General features: G+C 65.8%; 19 protein-coding genes. 13 read left to right on the plus strand and 6 right to left on the minus strand.

What is annotated here, in order from left to right:
- Nucleotides 1-167: 167 nt before the first annotated feature.
- The 3 genes from AC1C2M_RS10500 to AC1C2M_RS10510 all read left to right on the plus strand — a co-directional run bounded on the left by AC1C2M_RS10500 (nucleotide 168) and on the right by AC1C2M_RS10510 (nucleotide 5728).
- Entirely contained in the window at nucleotides 168-1337 is a 1170-nt protein-coding gene (locus AC1C2M_RS10500) for a DUF4192 family protein (RefSeq protein WP_495436331.1), read from the plus strand.
- A gap of 86 nt (nucleotides 1338-1423) precedes the next feature.
- Nucleotides 1424-2221: a PP2C family protein-serine/threonine phosphatase gene (locus AC1C2M_RS10505; protein ID WP_483405704.1), complete on the plus strand. Its 798-nt coding sequence runs from the start codon at nucleotides 1424-1426 to the stop codon at nucleotides 2219-2221.
- A gap of 126 nt (nucleotides 2222-2347) precedes the next feature.
- A complete protein-coding gene (locus AC1C2M_RS10510; protein WP_495436332.1) occupies nucleotides 2348-5728 on the plus strand; it encodes an FtsK/SpoIIIE domain-containing protein in 3381 nt (1126 codons plus the stop codon).
- A 73-nt stretch (nucleotides 5729-5801) separates the two neighbouring features.
- Here AC1C2M_RS10510 and ald read toward each other — a convergent pair whose 3' ends face one another.
- Complete coding sequence (ald, locus tag AC1C2M_RS10515) at nucleotides 5802-6920, minus strand: alanine dehydrogenase (protein WP_495436334.1); 1119 nt, start codon at nucleotides 6918-6920, stop codon at nucleotides 5802-5804.
- 126 nt (nucleotides 6921-7046) lie between these two features.
- A complete protein-coding gene (locus tag AC1C2M_RS10520; RefSeq protein WP_495432951.1) occupies nucleotides 7047-8060 on the minus strand; it encodes an asparaginase in 1014 nt (337 codons plus the stop codon).
- 37 nt (nucleotides 8061-8097) lie between these two features.
- Between AC1C2M_RS10520 and AC1C2M_RS10525 the strand changes: the two genes are divergently transcribed.
- Entirely contained in the window at nucleotides 8098-8568 is a 471-nt protein-coding gene (locus tag AC1C2M_RS10525) for an OsmC family protein (protein WP_495436335.1), read from the plus strand.
- 37 nt (nucleotides 8569-8605) lie between these two features.
- Here AC1C2M_RS10525 and AC1C2M_RS10530 read toward each other — a convergent pair whose 3' ends face one another.
- A complete protein-coding gene (locus AC1C2M_RS10530) occupies nucleotides 8606-9316 on the minus strand; it encodes a lysophospholipid acyltransferase family protein (protein ID WP_483405900.1) in 711 nt (236 codons plus the stop codon).
- A 133-nt stretch (nucleotides 9317-9449) separates the two neighbouring features.
- On the opposite strand from AC1C2M_RS10530, the gene AC1C2M_RS10535 reads away from it, so the two are divergent.
- Both AC1C2M_RS10535 and dxr read left to right on the plus strand, forming a co-directional pair.
- Entirely contained in the window at nucleotides 9450-10475 is a 1026-nt protein-coding gene (locus tag AC1C2M_RS10535) for an FKBP-type peptidyl-prolyl cis-trans isomerase (protein WP_483405708.1), read from the plus strand.
- Between the two features lie 40 nt (nucleotides 10476-10515).
- Nucleotides 10516-11601: a 1-deoxy-D-xylulose-5-phosphate reductoisomerase gene (dxr, locus tag AC1C2M_RS10540; protein ID WP_495436337.1), complete on the plus strand. Its 1086-nt coding sequence runs from the start codon at nucleotides 10516-10518 to the stop codon at nucleotides 11599-11601.
- A gap of 10 nt (nucleotides 11602-11611) precedes the next feature.
- Here the strand turns inward: dxr and AC1C2M_RS10545 are convergent, their stop codons facing one another.
- Nucleotides 11612-13141, minus strand: coding sequence for a Mur ligase family protein (locus AC1C2M_RS10545; RefSeq protein ID WP_495436338.1), 1530 nt, complete (start codon nucleotides 13139-13141; stop codon nucleotides 11612-11614).
- Nucleotides 13142-13257: 116 nt separating this feature from the next.
- Between AC1C2M_RS10545 and AC1C2M_RS10550 the strand changes: the two genes are divergently transcribed.
- From AC1C2M_RS10550 to AC1C2M_RS10565, 4 genes are all read left to right on the plus strand, one after another.
- Nucleotides 13258-14586 carry a M50 family metallopeptidase gene (locus tag AC1C2M_RS10550; protein ID WP_495436340.1) on the plus strand — a complete coding sequence of 443 codons (1329 nt, stop codon included), beginning with the start codon at nucleotides 13258-13260 and terminating at the stop codon, nucleotides 14584-14586.
- 104 nt (nucleotides 14587-14690) lie between these two features.
- The gene (locus tag AC1C2M_RS10555) at nucleotides 14691-15887 is read left to right on the plus strand and encodes a sensor histidine kinase (RefSeq protein ID WP_495436341.1); all 1197 of its coding nucleotides are present in this window, start codon (nucleotides 14691-14693) and stop codon (nucleotides 15885-15887) included.
- Nucleotides 15884-16552 carry a response regulator gene (locus AC1C2M_RS10560; protein ID WP_483405713.1) on the plus strand — a complete coding sequence of 223 codons (669 nt, stop codon included), beginning with the start codon at nucleotides 15884-15886 and terminating at the stop codon, nucleotides 16550-16552. The genes AC1C2M_RS10555 and AC1C2M_RS10560 overlap by 4 nt, the downstream gene beginning before the upstream one ends.
- A 129-nt stretch (nucleotides 16553-16681) precedes the next feature.
- Entirely contained in the window at nucleotides 16682-17026 is a 345-nt protein-coding gene (locus tag AC1C2M_RS10565) for an SHOCT domain-containing protein (RefSeq protein ID WP_495436343.1), read from the plus strand.
- Between the two features lie 35 nt (nucleotides 17027-17061).
- Here AC1C2M_RS10565 and AC1C2M_RS10570 read toward each other — a convergent pair whose 3' ends face one another.
- Nucleotides 17062-17334: a DUF2277 domain-containing protein gene (locus AC1C2M_RS10570; RefSeq protein WP_483405715.1), complete on the minus strand. Its 273-nt coding sequence runs from the start codon at nucleotides 17332-17334 to the stop codon at nucleotides 17062-17064.
- Between the two features lie 95 nt (nucleotides 17335-17429).
- Complete coding sequence (locus AC1C2M_RS10575) at nucleotides 17430-17897, minus strand: NUDIX hydrolase (protein ID WP_495436345.1); 468 nt, start codon at nucleotides 17895-17897, stop codon at nucleotides 17430-17432.
- Nucleotides 17898-17968: 71 nt separating this feature from the next.
- On the opposite strand from AC1C2M_RS10575, the gene AC1C2M_RS10580 reads away from it, so the two are divergent.
- The 3 genes from AC1C2M_RS10580 to AC1C2M_RS10590 form a co-directional block, all read left to right on the plus strand.
- Nucleotides 17969-20023 carry a prolyl oligopeptidase family serine peptidase gene (locus tag AC1C2M_RS10580; protein WP_495436346.1) on the plus strand — a complete coding sequence of 685 codons (2055 nt, stop codon included), beginning with the start codon at nucleotides 17969-17971 and terminating at the stop codon, nucleotides 20021-20023.
- A gap of 63 nt (nucleotides 20024-20086) precedes the next feature.
- Complete coding sequence (locus tag AC1C2M_RS10585) at nucleotides 20087-20740, plus strand: hypothetical protein (protein WP_495436348.1); 654 nt, start codon at nucleotides 20087-20089, stop codon at nucleotides 20738-20740.
- Between the two features lie 97 nt (nucleotides 20741-20837).
- Nucleotides 20838-21244: hypothetical protein (locus tag AC1C2M_RS10590; RefSeq protein ID WP_495436350.1), on the plus strand; the 407-nt coding region annotated here is incomplete at its 3' end.

A 21244-nucleotide genomic window follows, 5' to 3' on the forward strand; every position in this document is an offset into this window, starting at 1 on the left:
GGGTTGACGACGCCTGATCAGGGTCGCCGACGCCTGATCACGGCGGCCAGCGCCTGATCACGCGACGAACGAGGCGATTCCCCTCACAGTGGCAGAAGAACGCTCGTTCACTCACCGGAGCTGGAAGACGGCGCAGAGGCCGGGCATTCGCGGTGAAGACTGCCGTCATGACGACGATCATCACCGCGCACGGCGCCCACGACTTCCTTGCCCTCGTCCCCAGCCTGGCTGGCTTTGTGCCGCGCGACAGCGTGGTTCTCGTTGCCTTTCGAGGCAACCGCACCTGCGGCGCGCTGCGCATCGATCTGCCTGGCGAGGACGCACCGGCTCCCGTGCGCAAGGCGTTTGCCACGACAACGCTCGGCATGGTCTGCAGGATCCCCGACGTCGACGCGATAGTGCCGGTCGTTTATACGGATGACACTTTCGAGCGTTACGCAGGACCACCACGTCGAGCGCTCATCGCCAATCTGACGACCCGTGCCAGACACGGGGGTTTCCTCGTGCGCGACGCGCTGTGCGTCGCCTCCGATGCGTGGGGGAGCTACCTCGATGACGGACCGCGGCGGGGGCGGTCGCTCGAGCTCATCGCCCAGTCGGCGGCGCGCCAGGACGAACGGCTGCCGCGCGACGCACCGGCACTCGGTGACGTCCCGGCACTCGACGACGTCGTGGCCGGTGCGACGATCGAGGCGGCCGATGCGGCCGAGTGCGAACGTGTGTCGTCGCTGTACCACGTGCTCAGCGGGCTCAGGGAGAGTGCAGAACTCCTGCCGGTTCTCTACTGGGAGTACAACTTCGACGGCGATACCGTCGCGTTCGCCGATCATCTCGTCACCGCTCGCCCTGATGCCGATGCCGACAGCGGGAAGAGCGCGGCGCTGCTTACCTTTCTCGTGCAGAGTCCGGCGGTCAGGGACACCGTGCTGATGACCTGGGGGTGGGGGGCCACCGCGGGCGATGAGAGTGCCCTGACGCAGAGGATGTTCGCCTCGGGTGAGGACATCAGCGGGATGCCGGGCGCTGGTGCTCTCGGTGGGTGGGACATGCCGAGGCCGGACCCTGACCGCATTCGCTCGGCCATCGCCGTGCTGCGGTTCGCCGCGGCGCGCGTTCCGTCCGAGACCGCACCAGCGCTATTGACGATGATCGGGTGGCTGTACTGGGCACTCGGCGCCGGTTCGGTCGCGGCGAGGTGGATCGCGCAGGCTGTGGACATCGACCCGAGATACGGTCTCGCCGACCTCATTGGCACCATGATCGGCGCCGGACATCTGCCCGAGTGGGCCTTCGATGTGCCACCGGAAGCAACCCGGTGCGACGCAATTGACCCCTGAAGGCGACCCGAGGGAACCACTCGGTACATTCCGCCGGTATTATCTACGGAAGGGGCGACTCGCTCTGGCACCGAGAGGACGACCGCGTGACTGAGATTGACGTGCGCACCGATTCGTACGTCGTCGACGTGCCCAACGGACAGCCGCTCGCGCTGTCGTGGGCAAGTGTCACCGACACCGGCCGCAAGCGCCAGGTGAATCAGGATGCTCTCATCGTCGAGTATCCGGTCTTCGCCGTTGCAGACGGCATGGGCGGTCACGAAGCCGGCGAGGTCGCAAGCGCCGCAGTCATCGCGCGACTTGCTGAGCGCGTGGAGTCTGGCGAGACTGTCGACCGCATCGCCGTTGAGAACGCTCTCCGCGATGCCGTCGCCGACATGCTCGAACAGGTCGGCGAGTCCGACCTCGGCACGGGGACGACGGTCACGGGGATCGTGCTCGGATTTTCCGGTCCAGAGAACTCGGTCCCGTCCTGGACCGTGTTCAACATCGGCGATTCGCGGGTCTACCGGCTTCTCGGTGATGAACTCGTGCAGGTGACGCTCGACCACTCGGTCGTGCAGGAGCTTATTTCCATCGGCGCGATTACACCCGCTGAGGCGGAATCCCACCCGCACGGAAACGTCATCACCCGCGCGGTCGGCTTCTCAGACGAACCGCTTCCCGATTACACCGAGGTTCCCATCCAGGACAAGGCGCGCTGGCTCGTCTGTTCCGATGGGCTCACCAAAGAGCTGACCGACTTCGGTCTCAGGCACTTCCTTCTGCAGTCTCCGACTCCGGAGCAGGCTGTTCGCGCTCTCGTGGAAGCTGCCCTCGAGAACGGTGGCCGCGACAACGTCAGCGCCATAGTTTTGGACGAATTGCTCGTCTCCCGCGCCTGACCGCGGTTAATCGCGGTTCTTCGCCGTTCCCTCGTAGTACCCTCCACACGGGTATCGCCGGGAGGCTGCGTCCACCGGTGTCGTCCCGCTGTGTGGCCTGGCGTTCGGACATGATGTTGTGGATTCATGAGCGTCAGCGCGCCGAACGATGAACCGATCACCCTCCCGCAGCAACCCGTGCGCTCGCCCCCGTCGCCGTTTCCCGTCCTTGCGGCCCTGGCGCCGGTCGCGGTCTCGGTTCTGATCTGGCTCGTCACCGGATCATCGTTTGCCCTGATGTTCGCCGCGCTTGGTCCGGTGATCGCGATCGCGAGCGTGATTGACTCGCGGTGGTCGTCCGGCAGGCGGCTGAAGAAGGACCGCGCCGCGTATGCAGCCGAACTCGACAGCATTTCGCAGCTCATCGACTCGAGGCTCGACGAGGAGCGACAGGTGAGGAGACGGAACGCGCCGGGAGCGCGGGCACTCGTCGGTACGACCGGAATGGGCAGCACCGCAGCTCCATCTCGCCGGCCGCACGAGAGCGGAGAGCCCGACGTCGCGCGCTCGGTCCGACTCGGTCGCTGGCGCGTCAGCGGCGCAGCACGGACTCGCGTGGTCGTCGGTACCGGCACTCTGCCGAGCACCCTCCGGGTTGATGGCGCGGTGGACTCAGCGGCGGGTCGGGCGCTGCGCGATCGCGCGCGGTTCGCGTCGGGAGTCCCGGTCGGTATCGACGCGACTCGTGGCATCGGCGTCGTCGGCGCCACGCTTCCCGCCAGGGGGTTCGCCAGGGGCATTCTGCTCCAGCTGTGCAACGCGATGGGGCCTGAGACCGCGGAGGTCCTCACGGAGGGCCCCGGATGGGACTGGGTGTCCGTTATGCCGCACGCGGGGACAGGGCGAGGCGCTCCGGTGACTGTCGTGGTCAGAGATCTGACCGCGGCGCCGGGGTCGCCTGATCTCCTCCCGGAGAAAAATCCGAGATCGCTGGCAGGCGGGCGCAGTCACGATCACGCCGGGTCCGGTTCCGCTTGGCCTGAACACGCATGGTCCGGTTCCGCCACGGCCACGGCCACGGCCACGGCCACGGGCGAACGTGCGACGATCCTGATCGTGCTCGCTCGCACGGTCGAGGAGATCCCGCCGGAATGCGGTGAGGTCCTCGAACTCACGGGGTTGGCGACAGCGGTTCTCCACCACGGCGACTCCGACAGGTCCTCAGGAGTCGCCAGACCCGTAGTCCTTGCGCTCGAACTCATGACCGAGGTCGAGTGCGAGTTGTTTGCGACGGCACTCGCTGCACTCGCGAACAGGCTCGGTGTTGCGACAGCGGCAGTCGAACTTCCTGCACACGTCGGCTTCGGCGACGTTCACCGGCGCGCCGGTGATGAGGGGGCGGTGAGCACGAAAGACGGGTCATCCCTCCGGGCGGTGCTCGGGATCGGGGACGGTGCCAGTGCCAGTGCCAGTGCCAGTGCTGGTGGTGGCGCCGGTGCTGGCGGTGGCACAGCGGTTGTGGTCGACATCGTGACCGAGGGGCCACACGCGATAGTCGGCGGTACAACAGGTAGCGGCAAGAGCGAACTGCTGACCACCTGGGTGGCAAGTATGGCGCTCGGGCATTCGCCGGCGCTCGTCACTTTCCTGCTTGTCGACTTCAAGGGCGGCAGCGCGTTCGCGCCATTGGGATCGCTGCCGCACGTGGTTGGACTCATCACGGACCTCGACGAGGTCGCCGCGGCCAGGGCGCTCGCCAGCCTCAGCGCAGAGATCGTGTATCGGGAAAGGACGCTCGCTGACCTCCGGTGTCGCGATATCGCCGAGGCGCGCGGCGCCTTCCCCCGACTCGTCATCGTCGTCGACGAATTCGCCGCCATGCTCGACGGCTTCCCCGATCTCCACGCTCTTTTCGTTGACATCGCAGCGAGGGGGCGTTCGCTCGGCATGCACCTCATTCTCTGTACGCAGCGCCCGGCGGGAGTGGTCAGGGACGCCCTCCTCGCCAACTGCGGACTCCGGCTGTCACTGCGCGTGCACAGCCGCAGCGACAGCGTCGCGGTTGTGGGCACGGATGCTGCAGCGCACCTGCCTGCTTCAAGGCCCGGTCGGCTTATTCTGGCCACAGGGGGCCGCGACCGGCAGGTGCAGGTCGCCGCGGTTTCACAGTCGGAAATCGAGAGCATTGCAGCGAACACACAATCCGGCGTCTCGCCGCGTCGGCCGTGGCTCGACCCGCTTCCCGACCGGCTTGCCCTGAACGATCTCGAGCCACCGAACGCGACCTCGAACGGCATCCCCGGCGCCATCCCCGGCGCCATCCCGGATGCGATCCGTCTCGGGCTGGCAGATCTGCCGGGACTTCAGCGGCAGGACACCGCGCTCTGGGTGCCGGAAACCGATGGGAGTGTTCTCGTCGTCGGTGCGGCGCGTTCAGGGAAAACGACGGTACTCGACACGGTAACCGCTGAGGCGATGGCAACCGGCGACACAAATAACCGGGACCCCACCGGTTCCGGCGCACGTCGCCCGGGCTGGCGGCTGGTTCGGGTCGGCTCTGACGATGAAGAGACCTGGGACACGGTGATCGGGCTCGCGGCCAGCCTCCGCGCCCCGGCGACAGCAGGCACCGCAGGCGTCGCGGCCACAGCGGCCACAGCGGCCACAGCGGGCACCGTGTTCAGGTCAACGGTCGCGGTTCTCCGACCGGGCGACAAGACACTCCTCCTGATCGATGATGTCGACTCCACCCTCGCGCGACTGGACGACGATTATGCGACCAGGCTCCGTGACGCCCTGGTGGAGTTGCTGCGCGACGGTCCCCGCCGGTCGGTGTGGGTGATGCTCACGCTCAAGCGGCTGGCGGGAGCACTCAGCGTGCTGTCCGGGTTCGCCGGTGCCGTGCTCATGCTGCGAATGGCGAATCGGCAGGAACACCTCATGGCGGGTGGTGACAGTGCGAGCTGGGTGGCCAATCGGCCGGACGGAAACGCGGTGTGGCGTGGGGCCACGATCCAGGTCGCTGTCGCCGACGCAACAGTCGCCGACACAACAAGCGGCCCGGTGTCCGCGCCTGGGACCGGGACCGGGTCTTTATCTGGCCGGGCAGGGCCAGGCCGACATGGGCGAAGCAGCACCGCCCCCGAATACGTTCTGGGCCAGCACCCGCTGACGGTGCTCGTCTGCCGGTCTCCCCAGCACCGGGTGGAATCGATACTCAACGATCCGTCGTGCGAGCTGGGCCTGCGCGTGGCCGCGATCGGTGGGGCGACGCGGCTCACCGTGGGGGACCTCGGACTCGGCACTCCCGGAGCCGTAGTACTCGTTGGCGACAGCGATGACTGGCAGACCCAGTGGGCACTGTTCGCTGCGCTCCGCCAGGACGCGGAACTCATTCTCGACGGTTGCACGGTCGCCGAGTACCGTGCACTCACCAAACGACGCGAGCTTCCGCCCCTCCTGGTCTGGCCCGGCCATGTCTGGCACGTCCCTCCCGGCGGCCAGGCGGAGCGGGTCAGCCTGCGGTGAAGTCAGCCTGCGGTGAAGTCAGCCGAACTCAGACCGCGCCTTCCCGGGGCCGCGACGACCGGCCAACGCTCGGCTACGCCTCCAGGAGTGTTTCGACCGAGTGGTATTCGCGTCCGTGGGCGGTAGCGACCGGTGCACTGTAGACGGTGCCGTCGTGCACATTGAGCCCCTGGGCGAGGGCGGAGTCGGCGCGAAAGGCGTCCCGCCAGCCGCTGCTGGCCAGGGCGCGAGCGTACGGCAGCGTGGCGTTGGCAAGGGCGTAGGTGGACGTGTGCGGTACGGCACCGGGCATGTTGCCGACGCAGTAGAACACCGAGCCATGCACGGTGAAGGTCGGATCGGAGTGGGTTGTCGGGTGCGAATCCTCAAAGCATCCGCCCTGGTCGACCGAAATATCGACGAGGACGCTGCCCGGCTTCATCCTCGACACCAGTTCATTGCTCACGAGCTTGGGAGTTTGAGCGCCGGGGATCAGCACCGAGCCGATGACGAGGTCAGCACCGAGCAGCGAGTGCTCGATCTCGAAGGCGTTGCTGGCGATGGTTTTGATCCGTCCGGCATAGATGGCGTCGAGTTCACGGAGTCTCGCGATGTTCGTGTCGAGAATCGTGACGTCAGCCCCGAGTCCGACCGCGACGGCTGCGGCGTTCGTGCCCGCGACTCCGCCGCCGAGGACCGTGACCCGGGCGGGCGACGTACCGGGCACGCCGGGAACGAGGAGTCCCGGCCCGCCGTTGGGTTTAAGCATCGTGTTCGCTCCGACGATCGCCGACAGGCGCCCGGCGACCTCGCTCATCGGTGCCAGCAGGGGGAGGGAGCGATTCGGCAGCTGTACCGTCTCGTAGGCGATGGCGGTCATCCCCGAGGCGAGGAGCGCCTCGGTCAGCGCGGGCTCTGCCGCGAGGTGGAGGTAGGTGAAGAGCACGAGATCCCGCCGAAAGTAGCCGTACTCACTCGCAATCGGCTCTTTCACCTTGAGCAGCAACTCCGCCCGCTCCCACGTCGAGGCGGCATCCGGAAGGATCGTCGCCCCCACGCGTTCGAAGGCAGAATCCGGAATGGATGACCCGGCGCCTGCTCCACTCTCGATAAAGACCTCGTGGCCGGAGAGCATGAGATCGTGGACGCCGGCCGGGGTGATGGCTACCCGGAATTCGTTGTTCTTGATCTCGCGGGGGACGGCAACTCGCATGGTGCTCCTCGATTCGCTGCCTGGCCCTGGTGGGGCCGGCATCTCAGGACGTCGCGCTGGAGTCCGACGTCACTGTCGGTTCGGCCGGATCTGGCCTCGGCCTCAGCCTAGCGAGGGAGCATGCGTTTAGAGAGAGCCCGACACCCGGATTTCGCCGACAACAGCCGTGCCGCCGAGGACATCGAGGTTGAGGTCAGGTCGGATCTCCTCGATGGCGTCGCGGCTGAGGGCACCGGCATCCGCGAGCAGTTCGAGGCCGACGATTGTCGCGGCCCGAAGGCTCCCGTCGAGCATTTTCAGGGCGACCGTTGTGCCGTCAGGCGCAGCCATCACCATGACGCCTTCAGCGCCGAGCTTCGCGAACACGCCGAGCCTGTCGATCACGACGGTGTTCGGACGGCCGGGGCCGTCGATCGCCCAGCCGTCTTCGAGCGCCGCCTGGCACAGGATGCCGGCGTTGCGGTAGATCGCGAACGGTGACGTCGGGCTTGACGTCCGGATCCGGCTGATGCCGCGCGCGAGTCCGGCGAGCGACAGGGCGTGCACCGGCGCACCACAACCGTCGATTCCGGACGCTGCGGGGCGCTCGCCGGTGAACCTCTCGACGACGTCGAGGATCGCGTGCTGCAGCGGGTGTTCCGGGTCGAGGTAGCTCTCGATGGGCCAGTTGTTCGTGACGCAGGCGAGCAGCATGGCAGCGTGCTTGCCCGAGCAGTTCATGTAGATCGGTGACTTGTCGCCGTTGTCCTTCAGCAACTCGTCGCGAGCGGCGCCGTCTGAGGGCCAGTCTGCGGGGCACTGGAGTGCGGTCTCGGTGAGTCCGGCCTGCGCCAGGATGCTGCGGACGACGGAGACGTGGCGCTGGGTTCCTGAGTGACTCGCCGTTGCGAGCACGGCGGCCGCGCCGCGAAGGCCGACACCGGCGTTCATCACGGCGATCGCCTGGAACGGCTTCATCGTCGACCGCAGGAACACGGGGGCACTCGGGTCGCCGAGGGACCGAAGCACGTCGGCGTGCTGGTCGATGACGATGGCGGAGCCTGAATGGCGTGATTCGACGAAGCCGCTTCGTTCGACGACGGCGAGCTCCACTGCGCTGGTCACCGGAAAAGTCTCGACGGGGTTCGCTGTACTGGTCACCGGTCAAGATTAGCCGGGATGGTGACAGACTGAGGCCATGGCGCGTGAACACAGCTACGGTATCGATGTCGTGTGGCAGGGCAACCTCGGTTCGGGCACGAGCGGCTACCGGGAGTACAGTCGCGACCTCACAGTCTCAGCCGCTGGAAAGCACCAGATCGAGGGTTCGGCGGACAAGCCGTTCCGCGGTGACCTGTCGAGGTGGAACCCCGAGGAACTGCTCCTCGCCGCACTCGCCCAGTGCCACCTGCTCTCCTACCTCTACGTCGCCGTGACCGAGGGCGTCGTCGTCACCGACTACTCCGATTCAGCGACGGGCACCATGGTCGAAGACGGTGCCGGTGGGGGAGCGTTCACCGAGGTGCTCCTGCGGCCCAGGGTCACCATCGCTGATTCTTCGATGGCGGATGCCGCGATGCGGGCGCACAAGAAAGCGAACGAGCTGTGTTTCATTGCGCGCAGCGTCAATTTCCCTGTGCTGCATGAGCCGGAGATCATCGTCGCCTGAAACCGACTCTCCGTCTGAGGGGTCGCTGCGGGGAGTATCAGAGCCGTTCAGGCCGGAGTACTGCCCGCTTGATCTTTTCGATGGTGTCCGCTGGCGGCGACTCGTTGTATGCGTGTGCCAGTTCCTGGGCCGTGAGCGTGTGGATCGCCGCCATGATCTCGTCGGTGGCCTGCCGCCTCGCCTTGCCGCTCGTGGCCGGTCCGTGCACGGTGACGTCAATGGGCTCACCGAAGATGACGGTGACCTTGCCGAGTCGCGGGAACTTGCTTCCGACCGGCATCAGGTCAGCGGTGCCGATGAGTCCGACGGGGACCACGGGTGCCCCCGTCGAGAGCGCGAGCCACGCCACGCCGGTCCTGCCCTTGTAGAGGCGACCGTCGAGCGAGCGAGTGCCCTCGGGGTAAATGGCGAAGGCACTCTCGGTTTCGAGTATGCGTTTACCGGCATCGAGCGCTTCCTGCGCCGCCTGGCCGGCACCGCGCCGAACGCCAACAGCGCCGATCGACGTGAAGAAGGTGCGGGACGCCCAACCGCGGGCACCCTTTCCGTCGAAGTACGACGACTTCGCCAGGAATTGCACCCTCCGAGGGGCAACGACGGGGATCGCAATGCTGTCGATGAACGACAGGTGGTTACTCGCGAGAATCACGCGGCCCGTCTTCGGAACGTTCTTCCTGCCGATGATCTTCGGGCGAAAAACGAGTCGAACAATGGGCATGAGAACAGCCCGGCCGAGCAGGTAGACCATGCCGGGCGCCGTGGGTTCCTGAAGCGGGGCTTGATCAATTGACACAAGGAAGCAGCGTACCCGCTCACATATTCTCAGCGACGCATGGGGGCTCGTGGCACGCGTGTCGCGAGCGTTCGCAGCAAATACAGAAATGACTACGGCAGACTTGGGGCTCACCCTTCCGTTTCAGAAAGTGACCTCTCCCTTGCGTACTCCCGTCTTTCTTGCTGCAGCAGCGGCATCCGCTCTCGTCCTGACCGGCTGCTCCGGCGGCGGTGAAGCCAAGCCAGACGCGACGACAGCGTCCGCAGAATGCCACGACACGAAGGAAGGCAGCGTCGTGACGTCGGTCGACATCTCGGGAGACTTCGGAGCGGCCCCCACTGTCGACTTCGCCGAACCGCTGAGCGTCGAGAAGACCGAGCGCACCGTGCTGATCAAGGGCGACGGCGAGGAGACAGCGCCGTCTGACCGCGTCGCCGTAGAGCTCACGCTGTACAACGGAACGAGCGGTGCGACGCTCGCACAGACCCGTTACGACAACCTCGGGACCCAGCAGATCGTCATCGACGACGCGTCAGGCATCCTTCCGGGCATCGTCAGGACCATCGAGTGCGTTCCGGCAGGCTCACGAGTCGCCGCGGTGATCAGCCCGGACGATGGCTTCGGTGACGTCGGTGCGTCCGATGGCAGCGTTGCGGCCACCGATTCGCTCCTCCTCGTCGCCGACGTCCTGAGCATCACGCCGGAGAAGGCCACGGGCGCCGAGCAGACGCCGGTCGAAGGCATGCCGACCGTGAAGCTCGCGAAGGACGGCCAGCCGACGGTCAGCATTCCGGAGACCGACCCGTCGCCCGAACTCCAGATCGCGAACCTCAAGCTCGGAGACGGTGAAGCGGTCCAGGCCGGCGACACAGTCACCATGCACTACCAGGGCGTCAACTGGCGAACCGGCGAGGTCTTCGACCAGAGCTGGGGCACCCAGATCGCGAGCTTCAAGACCGACGGGCTCATCCCCGGATTCACCGCTGGACTCGTCGGACAGGCCGTGGGCTCACAGGTGCTCGTCTCGATTCCCCCGGCCCAGGGCTATGGCGAGGCCGGTAACTCCCAGGCGGACATCGAAGGCACAGACACCCTCGTCTTCGTCATCGACATCCTCGCCACAACGAGGTAGCGGCAGCACGCGAACGGATGCTGCTGGTTAGGCTGTGGGGATGCGACGCGTCATAATTCTCGGCTCAACTGGGTCCATCGGTGTCCAGGCCCTCGACGTCATCCGGGCGAACCCGGAGAGGTTCGAGGTTGTCGGCCTCGGTGCGAACAGCAAGCGGGACGAGGTTCACGCCCAGGCCGCGGAGTTCTCGGTCGACGACATTGCGTTCGGTGCCGCGGATGCCGAGCGGCTGGTGCGGTCGGTCGATGCTGACGTCGTTCTCAACGGCATCACCGGTTCGGTCGGACTCGGTCCGACACTCGCCGCTCTCGAGACCGGCCGCACCCTTGCGCTCGCCAACAAGGAGTCGCTCATCGTCGGCGGCGACCTCGTGAAGCGGCTCGCGAAGCCGGGGCAGATCGTCCCCGTCGACTCCGAACACTCGGCCATCGCCCAGGCGCTGCGTTCTGGAACGAGCGCCGAGGTCCGTCGTCTCGTGCTGACGGCATCCGGTGGTCCGTTCCGTGGGAGAACACGCGAGTCGCTCACGAAGGTGACTCCCGCCGAGGCGCTCGCCCACCCGACCTGGGACATGGGACTCGTCATCACGACGAACTCGGCAACCCTCGTCAACAAGGGCCTCGAGGTGATCGAGGCGCACCTGCTCTTCGACGTGCCGTACGAGCGCATCGACGTTGTGGTTCACCCTCAGTCGATCGTGCACTCGATGGTCGAGTACATCGACGGCTCGACGATTGCGCAAGCCTCACCGCCGAACATGCGCCTGCCGATCTCGCTCGGTCTTGACTGGCCGCACCGCGTGTCTGGGGTAGGGCGTCCGCTCGACTGGACGACGGCATCCACGTGGAGCTTCGAACCGCTTGACTCGGACGCGTTCCCCGCGGTCGAACTGGCGAAGACCGTCGGTCGTGCCGGTGGGGCCTACCCGGCAGTTTTCAATGCAGCCAATGAACAGGCGGTCGCGGCGTTCCACGCGGGAGGTCTCGGCTTCGTCGACATCGTCGACACCGTCAGGCGGGTCGTCGATGCGCACAACCCGGACGGGGAGCTCACCCTCGAATCCCTCGCCGAGGCCGAGTCGTGGGCGCGAGCCACGGCTGATCGTCTGATCGCAGGACTCGGCTGACGTCAGGCCGTTACAGGGTGACCCAGCCCGCCTCGGTCAGGGCTGCCCGGGTCTCGTCGAGCACCGAGAACGGAATCTTGACACCGGCTACTTCTCGGTATTCCTTCTCGGGGAGCCCGGCCCAGAGGATGGTGTCTTCGGCGGTTGCTTCGGCGACCGCGGCGCGAATCGCGAGTTCCGGCGCCGCGATCTCGCGGATGTCGCCGTCCGGCTTTGCCTCGCGTGCACCGGCAAGGACGGCGCTGCGGATCTCTGCCGGATCCTCGGATCGCGGCTGGTGATCGGTGATGATGAGCACGTCGCTGCCCAGGGCCGCTTCCCGGCCCATCTCGGGTCGCTTGAGTGCGTCTCGGTCGCCGTTCGCGCCGGCGACCATGATGACGCGGCCGCGCGTGAGTGACCGCACCGACTCGAGGGTTTTGGCGAAGGCGTCGGGGCTGTGGCCGGCGTCGACGTAGACGGTCGGACCGTCCACGACCGGCACGAGCACCGAGCGGCCGGGAAGGGTCGCGACGATGCCACCGTCCCGGTCGAGCACCGAACGGATCTCGGCGGGTGAAATCCCGGCCTCGACGAGCATTGCGATTGCGAGCCCTCCGTTGGCGGCCATGTGCCGCCCGATCACCGGCACCCTCGTCGAAAACGAACCAGCGCGCTCCGAGTGCACGGTGAACGCCGTCGAGTCCGGCTTCTCGTCGTCGATCGTGACGGTCCAGTCGGATGCCACTCCCGGCGTCGATGAGATCGTCACGACATCGACACCGGCGCGTTCCACCACAGCGAAACCGGCCGGGGTATCGAGGCTCACAACCGCTTTCCGTGACCGTTCGGGGGTGAACAGGGCGAGTTTCGCTTCGAAGTACTCGTCCATGTCGGCGTAGTCGTCGAGGTGGTCGTGGCTGAGGTTGGTGAAGGCCGATACGTCGAAAACGACACCGTCGACACGGTGCCTCGTGAGGGCGTGGGCTGACACCTCGAGGACCGCCGCGTCAACGTCGACCTCGTGCATCCGCGCGAGCAGGGCGTGAAGTTCGGGCGCCTCAGGGGTGGTCAGTGAGCTGACGACGACCTCGTCGCCGATCCGTCGCTCGGCGGTTGAACTGAGGCCGGTCTTTCGACCGAGCTGGGTGAGGAGCGCGTCCAGGAAATGCGCCGTCGACGTTTTCCCGTTCGTACCGGTGACACCGAGGGTCAGCGGTCGGTCTGTCGATGTGCCGTAGAGCCACGCCGCCACCTCGCCCGCGATATCCCGCGGCGAGTGGGTGACCAGGAGGACGGGAACGCCGGCGGCCGTCGCGTCAACCGCGCCACTGGCATCCGTCAGGATTGCGACGGCTCCGCGAGCCACGGCATCCTTCGCGAACGCTGCTCCATGGAATCGCGCCCCCGGGATCCCGAGATAGAGGTCACCGGGCTCGACATCCCGTGAGTTCATGGTGATGCCGGTGAGCAGAACGTCCGGTGCATCACTGTGCAGGGCGAGCGTGAAGTGTTCGGCGAGATCGACAAGGGGCTTGGGGGTGGGGTGGAGAGGACGCACAGCCCATGTTCTCACAGGCCCCCGTGCGGACACCGGGGCGAAAGCCCCACGGGGATCGACGCTCATTCACAGCACGCCGACAGCGGCCGTCCAGCGCGGGGATGTAGTGTTCTGGCGTGGAAACCGTCCTGCTCTATATCCTCGGCATCGTCATCATGGTGATCGGCATCGCCGTGTCGATCGGCCTGCACGAAATCGGTCACCTGGTTCCCGCGAAGCTGTTCGGGGTCAAGGTCACGCAGTACATGATCGGCTTCGGCAAGACGATCTGGTCGCGGAAGAAGGGCGACACCGAGTACGGCGTCAAGGCGATTCCGCTCGGTGGCTACATCTCGATGATCGGCATGTATCCGCCGGCGAAGGACGACAAGGAGAACTCGGCGAGCCGGGGGTTCTTCAGGACACTCGTGCAGGATGCCAGGAGCGCGAGTGCGGAATCCGTCGGTGACGGTGAGGACGACCGGACCTTCTACCGGCTGCCGGTGTTCAAGCGGATCATCATCATGCTCGGCGGGCCGACCATGAACCTCCTCCTGGCGATCGTGATGTTCGCCATAGTGCTCGTCGGATTCGGCGTACCCCAGTCGTCAACAACCATCGCGACGGTCAGCGAGTGTGTGCTGCCCGCGTCGAGCGAGAAGTCCAGCTGCGACCCTGACGACCCACTCGCGCCTGGTGCGGCCGCGGGGCTGGAGCCTGGCGACACCATCATCTCGGTTGCCGGTGAGAAGGTCGACACCTGGGACGAAGCGACGGAGATCATCCGCACCTCACCGGGCACGGACCTCGAGGTCGTCCTCGAACGCGATGGCGAGACCCGTTCGGTGACGATGACACCGCTTCTCACCGAGCGTGTCGTTCTCGACGACACCGGTGAGGCCCGAACGGATGCCGCTGGCGAGCCCGTCACGGAAGAGGTCGGTTTCGTCGGTATCGGTTCGCAGTCCGAACTCGTGCCGCAGCCCGTTACGGCCGTGCTTCCCGCCGTCGGCGACAATGTCGCACAGGTTGCGAACATGATCCTCAACCTGCCGGAGCGGCTCGTCGGCATTGCCAATGCCGCGTTCGGCCCGGGGGAACGCGACCCCAACGGTCCGATGAGCGTCGTCGGCGTCGGTCGCGTCGCGGGCGAGATCGTGAGCCTCGAGGAGGTTCCCGTGTCGGCAAAGGTGCAGACGATGGTCGGACTGCTCGGATCGCTCAACGTCGCGCTGTTCGTGTTCAACCTCGTTCCGCTGCTGCCGCTCGACGGTGGTCACGTGGCTGCGGCGCTGTGGGAGTCGATCCGACGGTTCTTCGCGAAGCTCTTCTCGCGCAAGGATCCGGGCCCCGTCGATGCGGCCAAGCTGATGCCGCTCACCTTTATTGTCGTGATCTTCCTCGGCGGGATGAGCGCGCTGCTCATCTTCGCCGACATCGTCAAGCCGGTGAACCTGTTCGGATAGCGGTACTTCACGTACTCCCAGCTCTCTTCGTACTCCTCCGGGAGTAGTCGCCGACGCGTCGTCCGGCCGACGCCAGGCCCGGTGTCTGGCGATACCCTCGGAGGATGGACACAGCGCGCACGGGACAGGGCGGCGCACAGAGTTACGCTGGGCCGGCCGGCCCGGGGTTTCGTGGGCTGCCTCCCGCCGTTCGGCTGTGGTTCCCGGCCATCGTCTCGTTTCTCGTGCAGGTGCCGCCAACCCTGTTCATTCTCTGGCGGACCGGCCCGTACAGCGCGGGTCACGCGTGGCTGGCGTTCGCCCTCGCGATCGCGAGTCCGCTCCTTCTGATCGGGGCCAGGCGGTTCCCCGGACCCGTAGTCGCCGCTGTCACGGCGGTTGCCGTTGCCGACCTGCTTCTCGCTCCCTTCGTCGGACCACCGACGGTCGCGCTCGCGTTCGCCATTGTGTCCGGGATTTTCCGCGGTGCGAGGGTGTGGGTCTACACGTCCGTGGTCATCGGTTGGCTCACAGCGGTGATCGGCGGCTCCCTGCTCGGCATGGACTGGAATCCGGTCCGGATCGCGTCTGCAACGGCCGGACTCGCGTTGCTCGTGGCGCTCGCCGAGGGCGCGCGAACACGGCGGGAGCGCATGAGCCAGGTGAGGCAGCAGTCGATGCAACACCGGGCTGAGGTGGAGCAGGCGGAACGAATGCGAATCGCCCGCGAACTGCACGACGTTCTCGCCCACTCGCTGTCGCAGATCTACGTGCAGGCGGGCGTTGGACTGCATCTCATGGACACCCAGCCCGACAAGACCCGCGAGTCGCTCTCGAACATCAAGTCGTCGAGCAAGACGGCGCTGGACGAGGTCCGCGGCGTCCTCGCGTTCCTTCGCTCGGATTCCCTCGATCCCGTGAGCCTGACACCCGAACCCGGCCTGTCAGCGTTGCCGCAGCTCATCGATTCGTTCCGGGCGCAGGGCATCGAGGTGTCGTTCGAAAATTCGCTGACCGAGCTGCCATCTGCCACCGTGCAACTCGCTCTCTACCGGGTCGCGCAGGAGAGCCTCACCAACGTACTTCGGCACGCGCGTGCGTCGAAGGCGAGCGTCGTTCTCGAAGACGTGGGCGACAGCATCCGATTGCGGGTGGCTGACGATGGTGTCGGAATGCAGCAGAGTGCACGCGACGCGTCGAACGGCAGCGGGCTGCTCGGGATGACGGAGCGTGCGGCCCTGCTCGGTGGCACTCTCGACATGGGGAACACGCCACAGGGCGGGTTCGCGGTCACCGTGACAGTACCGAGGGAGCAGAAATGACGATCAGGGTGGTGCTCGCCGACGATCAGCAGCTCATCCGGGCGGGCTTTCGCGCGCTCCTCGAGGCCGAGGCCGACATCGATGTCGTCGGTGAGGCTGCGACGGGGGCGGATGCTGTTGAACTCGTTCGTTCCGAACGTCCCGATGTCGTGCTCATGGATATCCGAATGCCCGGAGGTGACGGGCTCTGGGCAACGGAGCAGATCACCGCGATGCCCGAACTCGGCGGGACCCACATTGTCGTCGTGACCACCTTCGAGCTCGACGAGTATGTGGCGCAGGCGATTGCGGCGGGGGCAAGCGGGTTTCTCGTGAAGGACACGGAGCCTGTTGAACTGATCCGTTCGGTGCGCGTCGCCGCTGCCGGTGATGCGCTGCTGTCACCGAGTGTGACCCGGCGGCTGCTCGAACGCATTTCGAGTGGGCTCGTGGCGAGCCGGCCGGTGGAGGGGCTCACCGAACTCACGGCCAGGGAGCGGGAAGTGATGGTGCTCGTTGCGGCAGGACTGAGCAACGATGAGATCGGGGCGCGACTGTTTCTCAGCCCACTGACGGCGAAGACTCACGTGTCGCGAATTCTCACCAAGCTCGGGGCGCGTGATCGGGTGCAGCTGGTGGTGCTCGCGTACGAGAGCGGGCTGGTGACCCCCGGCTTCTCGGTGTAGCTCCGGCGTCTCTGTGCTCCGTGCGGAGTACCGCCGATTCGTCGTCCAGGCAGATTTGCCGTGGGGCGGGATTCGGGAGAGTGAGACCAGAAGGTTCCGACGGGACCGTCACGGATAAAGGACACACTGATGCTCACCGCACTGGCACAAACGGCACTGGCACAAACGGCACTGGCACGCACAACTCTCCCCGGCACAATTCTCGACCTGCACCCGGGCGGCTGGGGTGGAGGGCCGGGTTGGCTTTTCCTCCTGATCCCGCTGTTCTGGATCGTCGTTCTCGCGCTCCTGTTTGCCTTCCTCGGGCGCCGCTTCCGGCGGTCAGGACCGCCGTGGGCGATGGCGCACCAGGCAGGCCGAAGCGCTGAGGCCACCCTCGCGCAGAGGTTTGCGAACGGCGATATCGACGAAACCGAGTACCGGGCACGGCTCGAGGTGATTCGAACGAACAACCCCGATCCGCGGCAGAACTAGATGTAAGGGCCAGGCGCGGCGAAGACCAGGGGAGCTCAGGCGGTGGCGTATCGCTTCGCCGAGCGTTCCCTGGCCTTGGCCGCCTCGACCTCTCTGTCTTTCGGCGGTGCGCTCGTCACGAGGTCCTCGAGAAGGTGGCGCGTCGCGTGAGCGATGTCGCGGACCGCCCGATCGAAGACCTCGGCATTGGCCTGTGACGGCCGGGTCGATCCGCTGACTTTCCGTACGTACTGGAGGGCCGCGGCGTGGACCTCGTCATCTGTCGCTTCTGGCTCAAAATTATGGAGCTGATGAATGTTCCTGCACATGCCACCGAGGGTAGTTCGGGCCCAGCGACTCCGGTAGCCCCCGTGAGCTGAGCGGCACCGCTGTCAGCGCTGTACAGGGTCAGCGCTGTACAGGATCAGAGCGAGAACTCAGCCTCTGGCCGGTTGTCGACAGCGGCACGGATCCGCTCGGTCATGTCGGCGGACATCGGGGGCAGGTCGTCCACGGGGAACCATGCGGCGTCGGTGTTCTCGCCGTCGGCGGGAAACGGTGTGCCCGACTCGAATCGCAGGCGGAAGACGAGATCGAGGTACTGGCTCCTGTCGCCGTTCGGGTAGACAACCGGCTCTGTCACCCCGACCTGGACGAGGCGCTCGACGGATGCCGTGACATCCGCTTCTTCCTTGACCTCGCGAATTGCAGCTGTCGCCGGTTGCTCGCCCGGGTCGATGATGCCGGTCACCGGCGTCCACGCTCCGTTGTCGCTACGGCGGACGAGGAGAATCTCGTTCTCCCTGAAGACCACAGCTGTCACCCCGGACAGCCACAGCGGGGCCGTTCCGATCTTTTCGCGAAGAGCAAGGACGAAATCGGGAGTCGGCATGCCAAAACTCTATTCGACGTCGCGAGCAACACTCTCATGGGACGTCGCGTGCGCCACCTAGGCTGAGGGGCATGACCTTCGCCGAAGACTCCGACCCGTATCGCTGGCTTGAGGATATCGATGGTGCCGAAGCGCTGGACTGGGTGCGCGCCAGGAATGCCGTGGCCGAATCCACGCTCGCGGCCACACCTGAGTTCGCGCGGGTAGAGGCTGCGGTGCTCTCCGTACTGGACTCGGACGCGAAGATTCCGATGGTGCAGAAGATCGGGGACTGGTACTACAACTACTGGCGGGACGCTGAGCATGAGCGGGGACTGTGGCGGCGAACGACGCTCGAGGAGTACCGGACGTCAGCTCCTGCGTGGCAGACGGTCCTCGACCTCGATGCGCTCAACGCGGCCGAGAACGAAGACTGGGTGTGGCATGGTGCTTCGGTGCTTCGACCCGGCTACCGCAAGGCTCTCATCGACCTGTCGCACGGGGGTGCGGATGCCGATGTGACGCGCGAGTTCGACCTCGACACGTTCTCGTTCGTCGAGCCGGACGACGGCGGTTTCTTCCGGCCGGAGGCGAAGGGCAGCCTCGGCTGGATCGACGACGACACCGTCTACCTCTGCTCGGACCTGGGCCCGGACTCGGTCACCACCTCCGGGTATCCCCGGATTGCGAGGAGGTGGCGTCGTGGGACACCCATCGAGTCCGCTGAGGTCATTTTCGAGGGGGAGTTCACCGATGTGTCTGTCGGTGCCTTCCGGAGCCACACGCCCGGCTACATCCGTGACTTCGTCTATCGCGGAACCACGTTCTACACGTCGGAAATCTACGTCGACGTGAACGGGACGATGACGAAAATCGACGTTCCGGCATCCGCTGAAATCGGCTTTTCGCGGCAGTGGCTGATCATCGAGTTGCGGGATGATTGGGAGCTCAACGGCAGCACGTTCGCGGCCGGTTCGTTGCTCTCCGCCGATTTCGATGCGTTTGTGGGCGGGGACCGATCGGTCGAGCTTGTTTTCGAGCCGACGCCATCGACGTCGCTCGCGAGTGCGACTTGGACGCTCAACCACCTGGTCATCTCGGTTCTCGACGATGTGAAGAGTCGAATCCATGTGCTGACGAGGGCGGATGACACGTGGAAGCGGAGCGAGTTTTCCGGCGCACCCGAGTTCGGTTCCGTCCAGGTCGCTGCCGTCGACAGTGAGGAAAGCGATCTGGTCTGGCTGGTGACGACCGATTACCTCACCCCGACCACGTTGTCGATCGTCAAGGTCGGGCAGGCGGATACCGATCCGGTCGAGCTCAAGGCCCAGCCCACGTTCTTTGACGCGAGCGGGTTGAGGATCGACCAGCACTTTGCCCGGTCGGATGACGGGACCCGGGTTCCATACTTCGTCGTGCGGCGTGAGGATCTCGCGTTCGATGGAACGGCACCGACCCTGCTGTACGGCTACGGGGGATTTGAGGTGTCGCTCACGCCAGGGTATTCCGGGGCGCTCGGGCTGGCCTGGCTCGAGAAGGGCGGTGTTTATGTTGTCGCGAACATCCGCGGTGGTGGAGAGTACGGTCCGCGCTGGCACCAGGCGGCGCTCAAGGAGAACCGGCACAGGGCTTTCGAGGACTTTGCCGCTGTCGCGCGCGATCTCATTTCGCGTGGTGTGACATCCGCTGCCCATCTCGGTGCGCAGGGTGGGTCGAATGGTGGTCTTCTGGTCGGCAACATGCTGACGCAGTATCCGGAACTTTTCGGCGCACTGGTGATTCAGGTGCCGTTGCTCGACATGAAGCGGTATTCGCACCTGCTGGCCGGCGCATCCTGGATGGCGGAGTACGGCGACCCGGACGACCCTGACGAGTGGAAGTTCATCCGTACCTTCTCGCCGTATCACCTGTTCGATCCCAGTCGGGAGTATCCGCCGGTGTTGGTGACGACGTCGACGCGCGATGATCGGGTGCATCCCGGTCACGCTCGAAAGCTCGCGGCGCGGATGCTCGATGCGGGCAAGGACGTCACGTATTTCGAGAACATCGAGGGCGGGCACGGGGGAGCGGCGACGAACGCTCAATCGGCACACATGTCTGCGCTGTCGTACCGGTTCCTGGCGGAGCGGCTTGGACTGGAAGGGTAACGGATCGACAACTCCTTGAACCGTGTGATGTGGCGGCGGGGTCCGATGTGGGACGGTCGGTCTGTGCGCACACATCGAATCGGGTTGGTCGTTCTGGCGTCAGCGCTCTGCGTCGCGGTTACTGGTTGCGGCTGGATCGGCGGTTGGGGCGGAGTGTGCCACCCGGTCGGATACGTCAGCCAGGTGCGCGTGCTGCTGGTCGGGGATGCCGGGTCTGTTGATGAGGTGCGTCTCTGTGATGAGGCGGGCGTCTGTTCTGCGGTGGAGGCTGAGGTTCTCGTTGGGGAGGACGAGCCCCTTACCCTCATGGAACCTGACCAGCTGAGCGGTGGACCAACTCCGGTCGAGATCCAGCCGGAGGAGGATGTGCTCGAGTCAAGGGACGACGCGCTTGAGTCGAGGCCGGTCGAGGTTGAACCCCGTGATGTGGTTCCGGAGCCAGCGCCAGGGTTGACGCCAGGGTTGACGCCAGACGCAACGACCAGTGCGACGCCGGTCGAAATTCCGCCGTATCTGGCGCGTTCTGAAAGCGAAAATGTGTGGGTCATCACCGTGATGGCCGGGCGTCCCGACAAGGTTACGGTTACGGCGTATCGCCTGGACGGTTCGGTCGCCGGGGAGAGCAGCAGTGTCGACCTCGACTGGAAGAGGGTAGGGGGCTCCGAGCAGTGTGGAGGGCCGACGGAGACTGATCCGGTAACGGTAATGGTCAGCTAGCATCCTCTTGTCGGACTCGAACAAAACTACGATTTAACTTATGCACAACGTAGATGTTTATCGAAGTAATGTCAGTGGTCTGGTGTTGACTTGTGGTATGGAAAACAACGACAGAGCCGTCGATCCTCCGGACGACGAGAATCACGATCCACCCGGTAGCCACACGGATGCCGTCGTGGGGGCGTCCGGTGCAGCCGAGTTGCTGAGCTCGGATGGCGCAGCCGCAACTGAGCCTCGCGATCCGGGTACATCTGATGGAGTGGCGGCGCGCGAGGCCGGGGCCAACGTGGGCGAGGAGGCCGACTCCAGCGGCCAGGCCACTGTCGCTGCCGAGTCGAGTGCGGACGCCGCCTCAACATCAGCCGAGTCACCGGTGCCGCGGCCTGACGGGCTGTTCAAACCGTCTGAGGGCGGGGCTGCCAATCCTGACGTCGCAGCTGGTGCGAACGATGCTGATGCTGACGATGCTGACGATGCTGATGCTGATGCTGATGCTGATGCTGA

The organism is Mycetocola sp. Y444, from assembly GCF_059445295.1.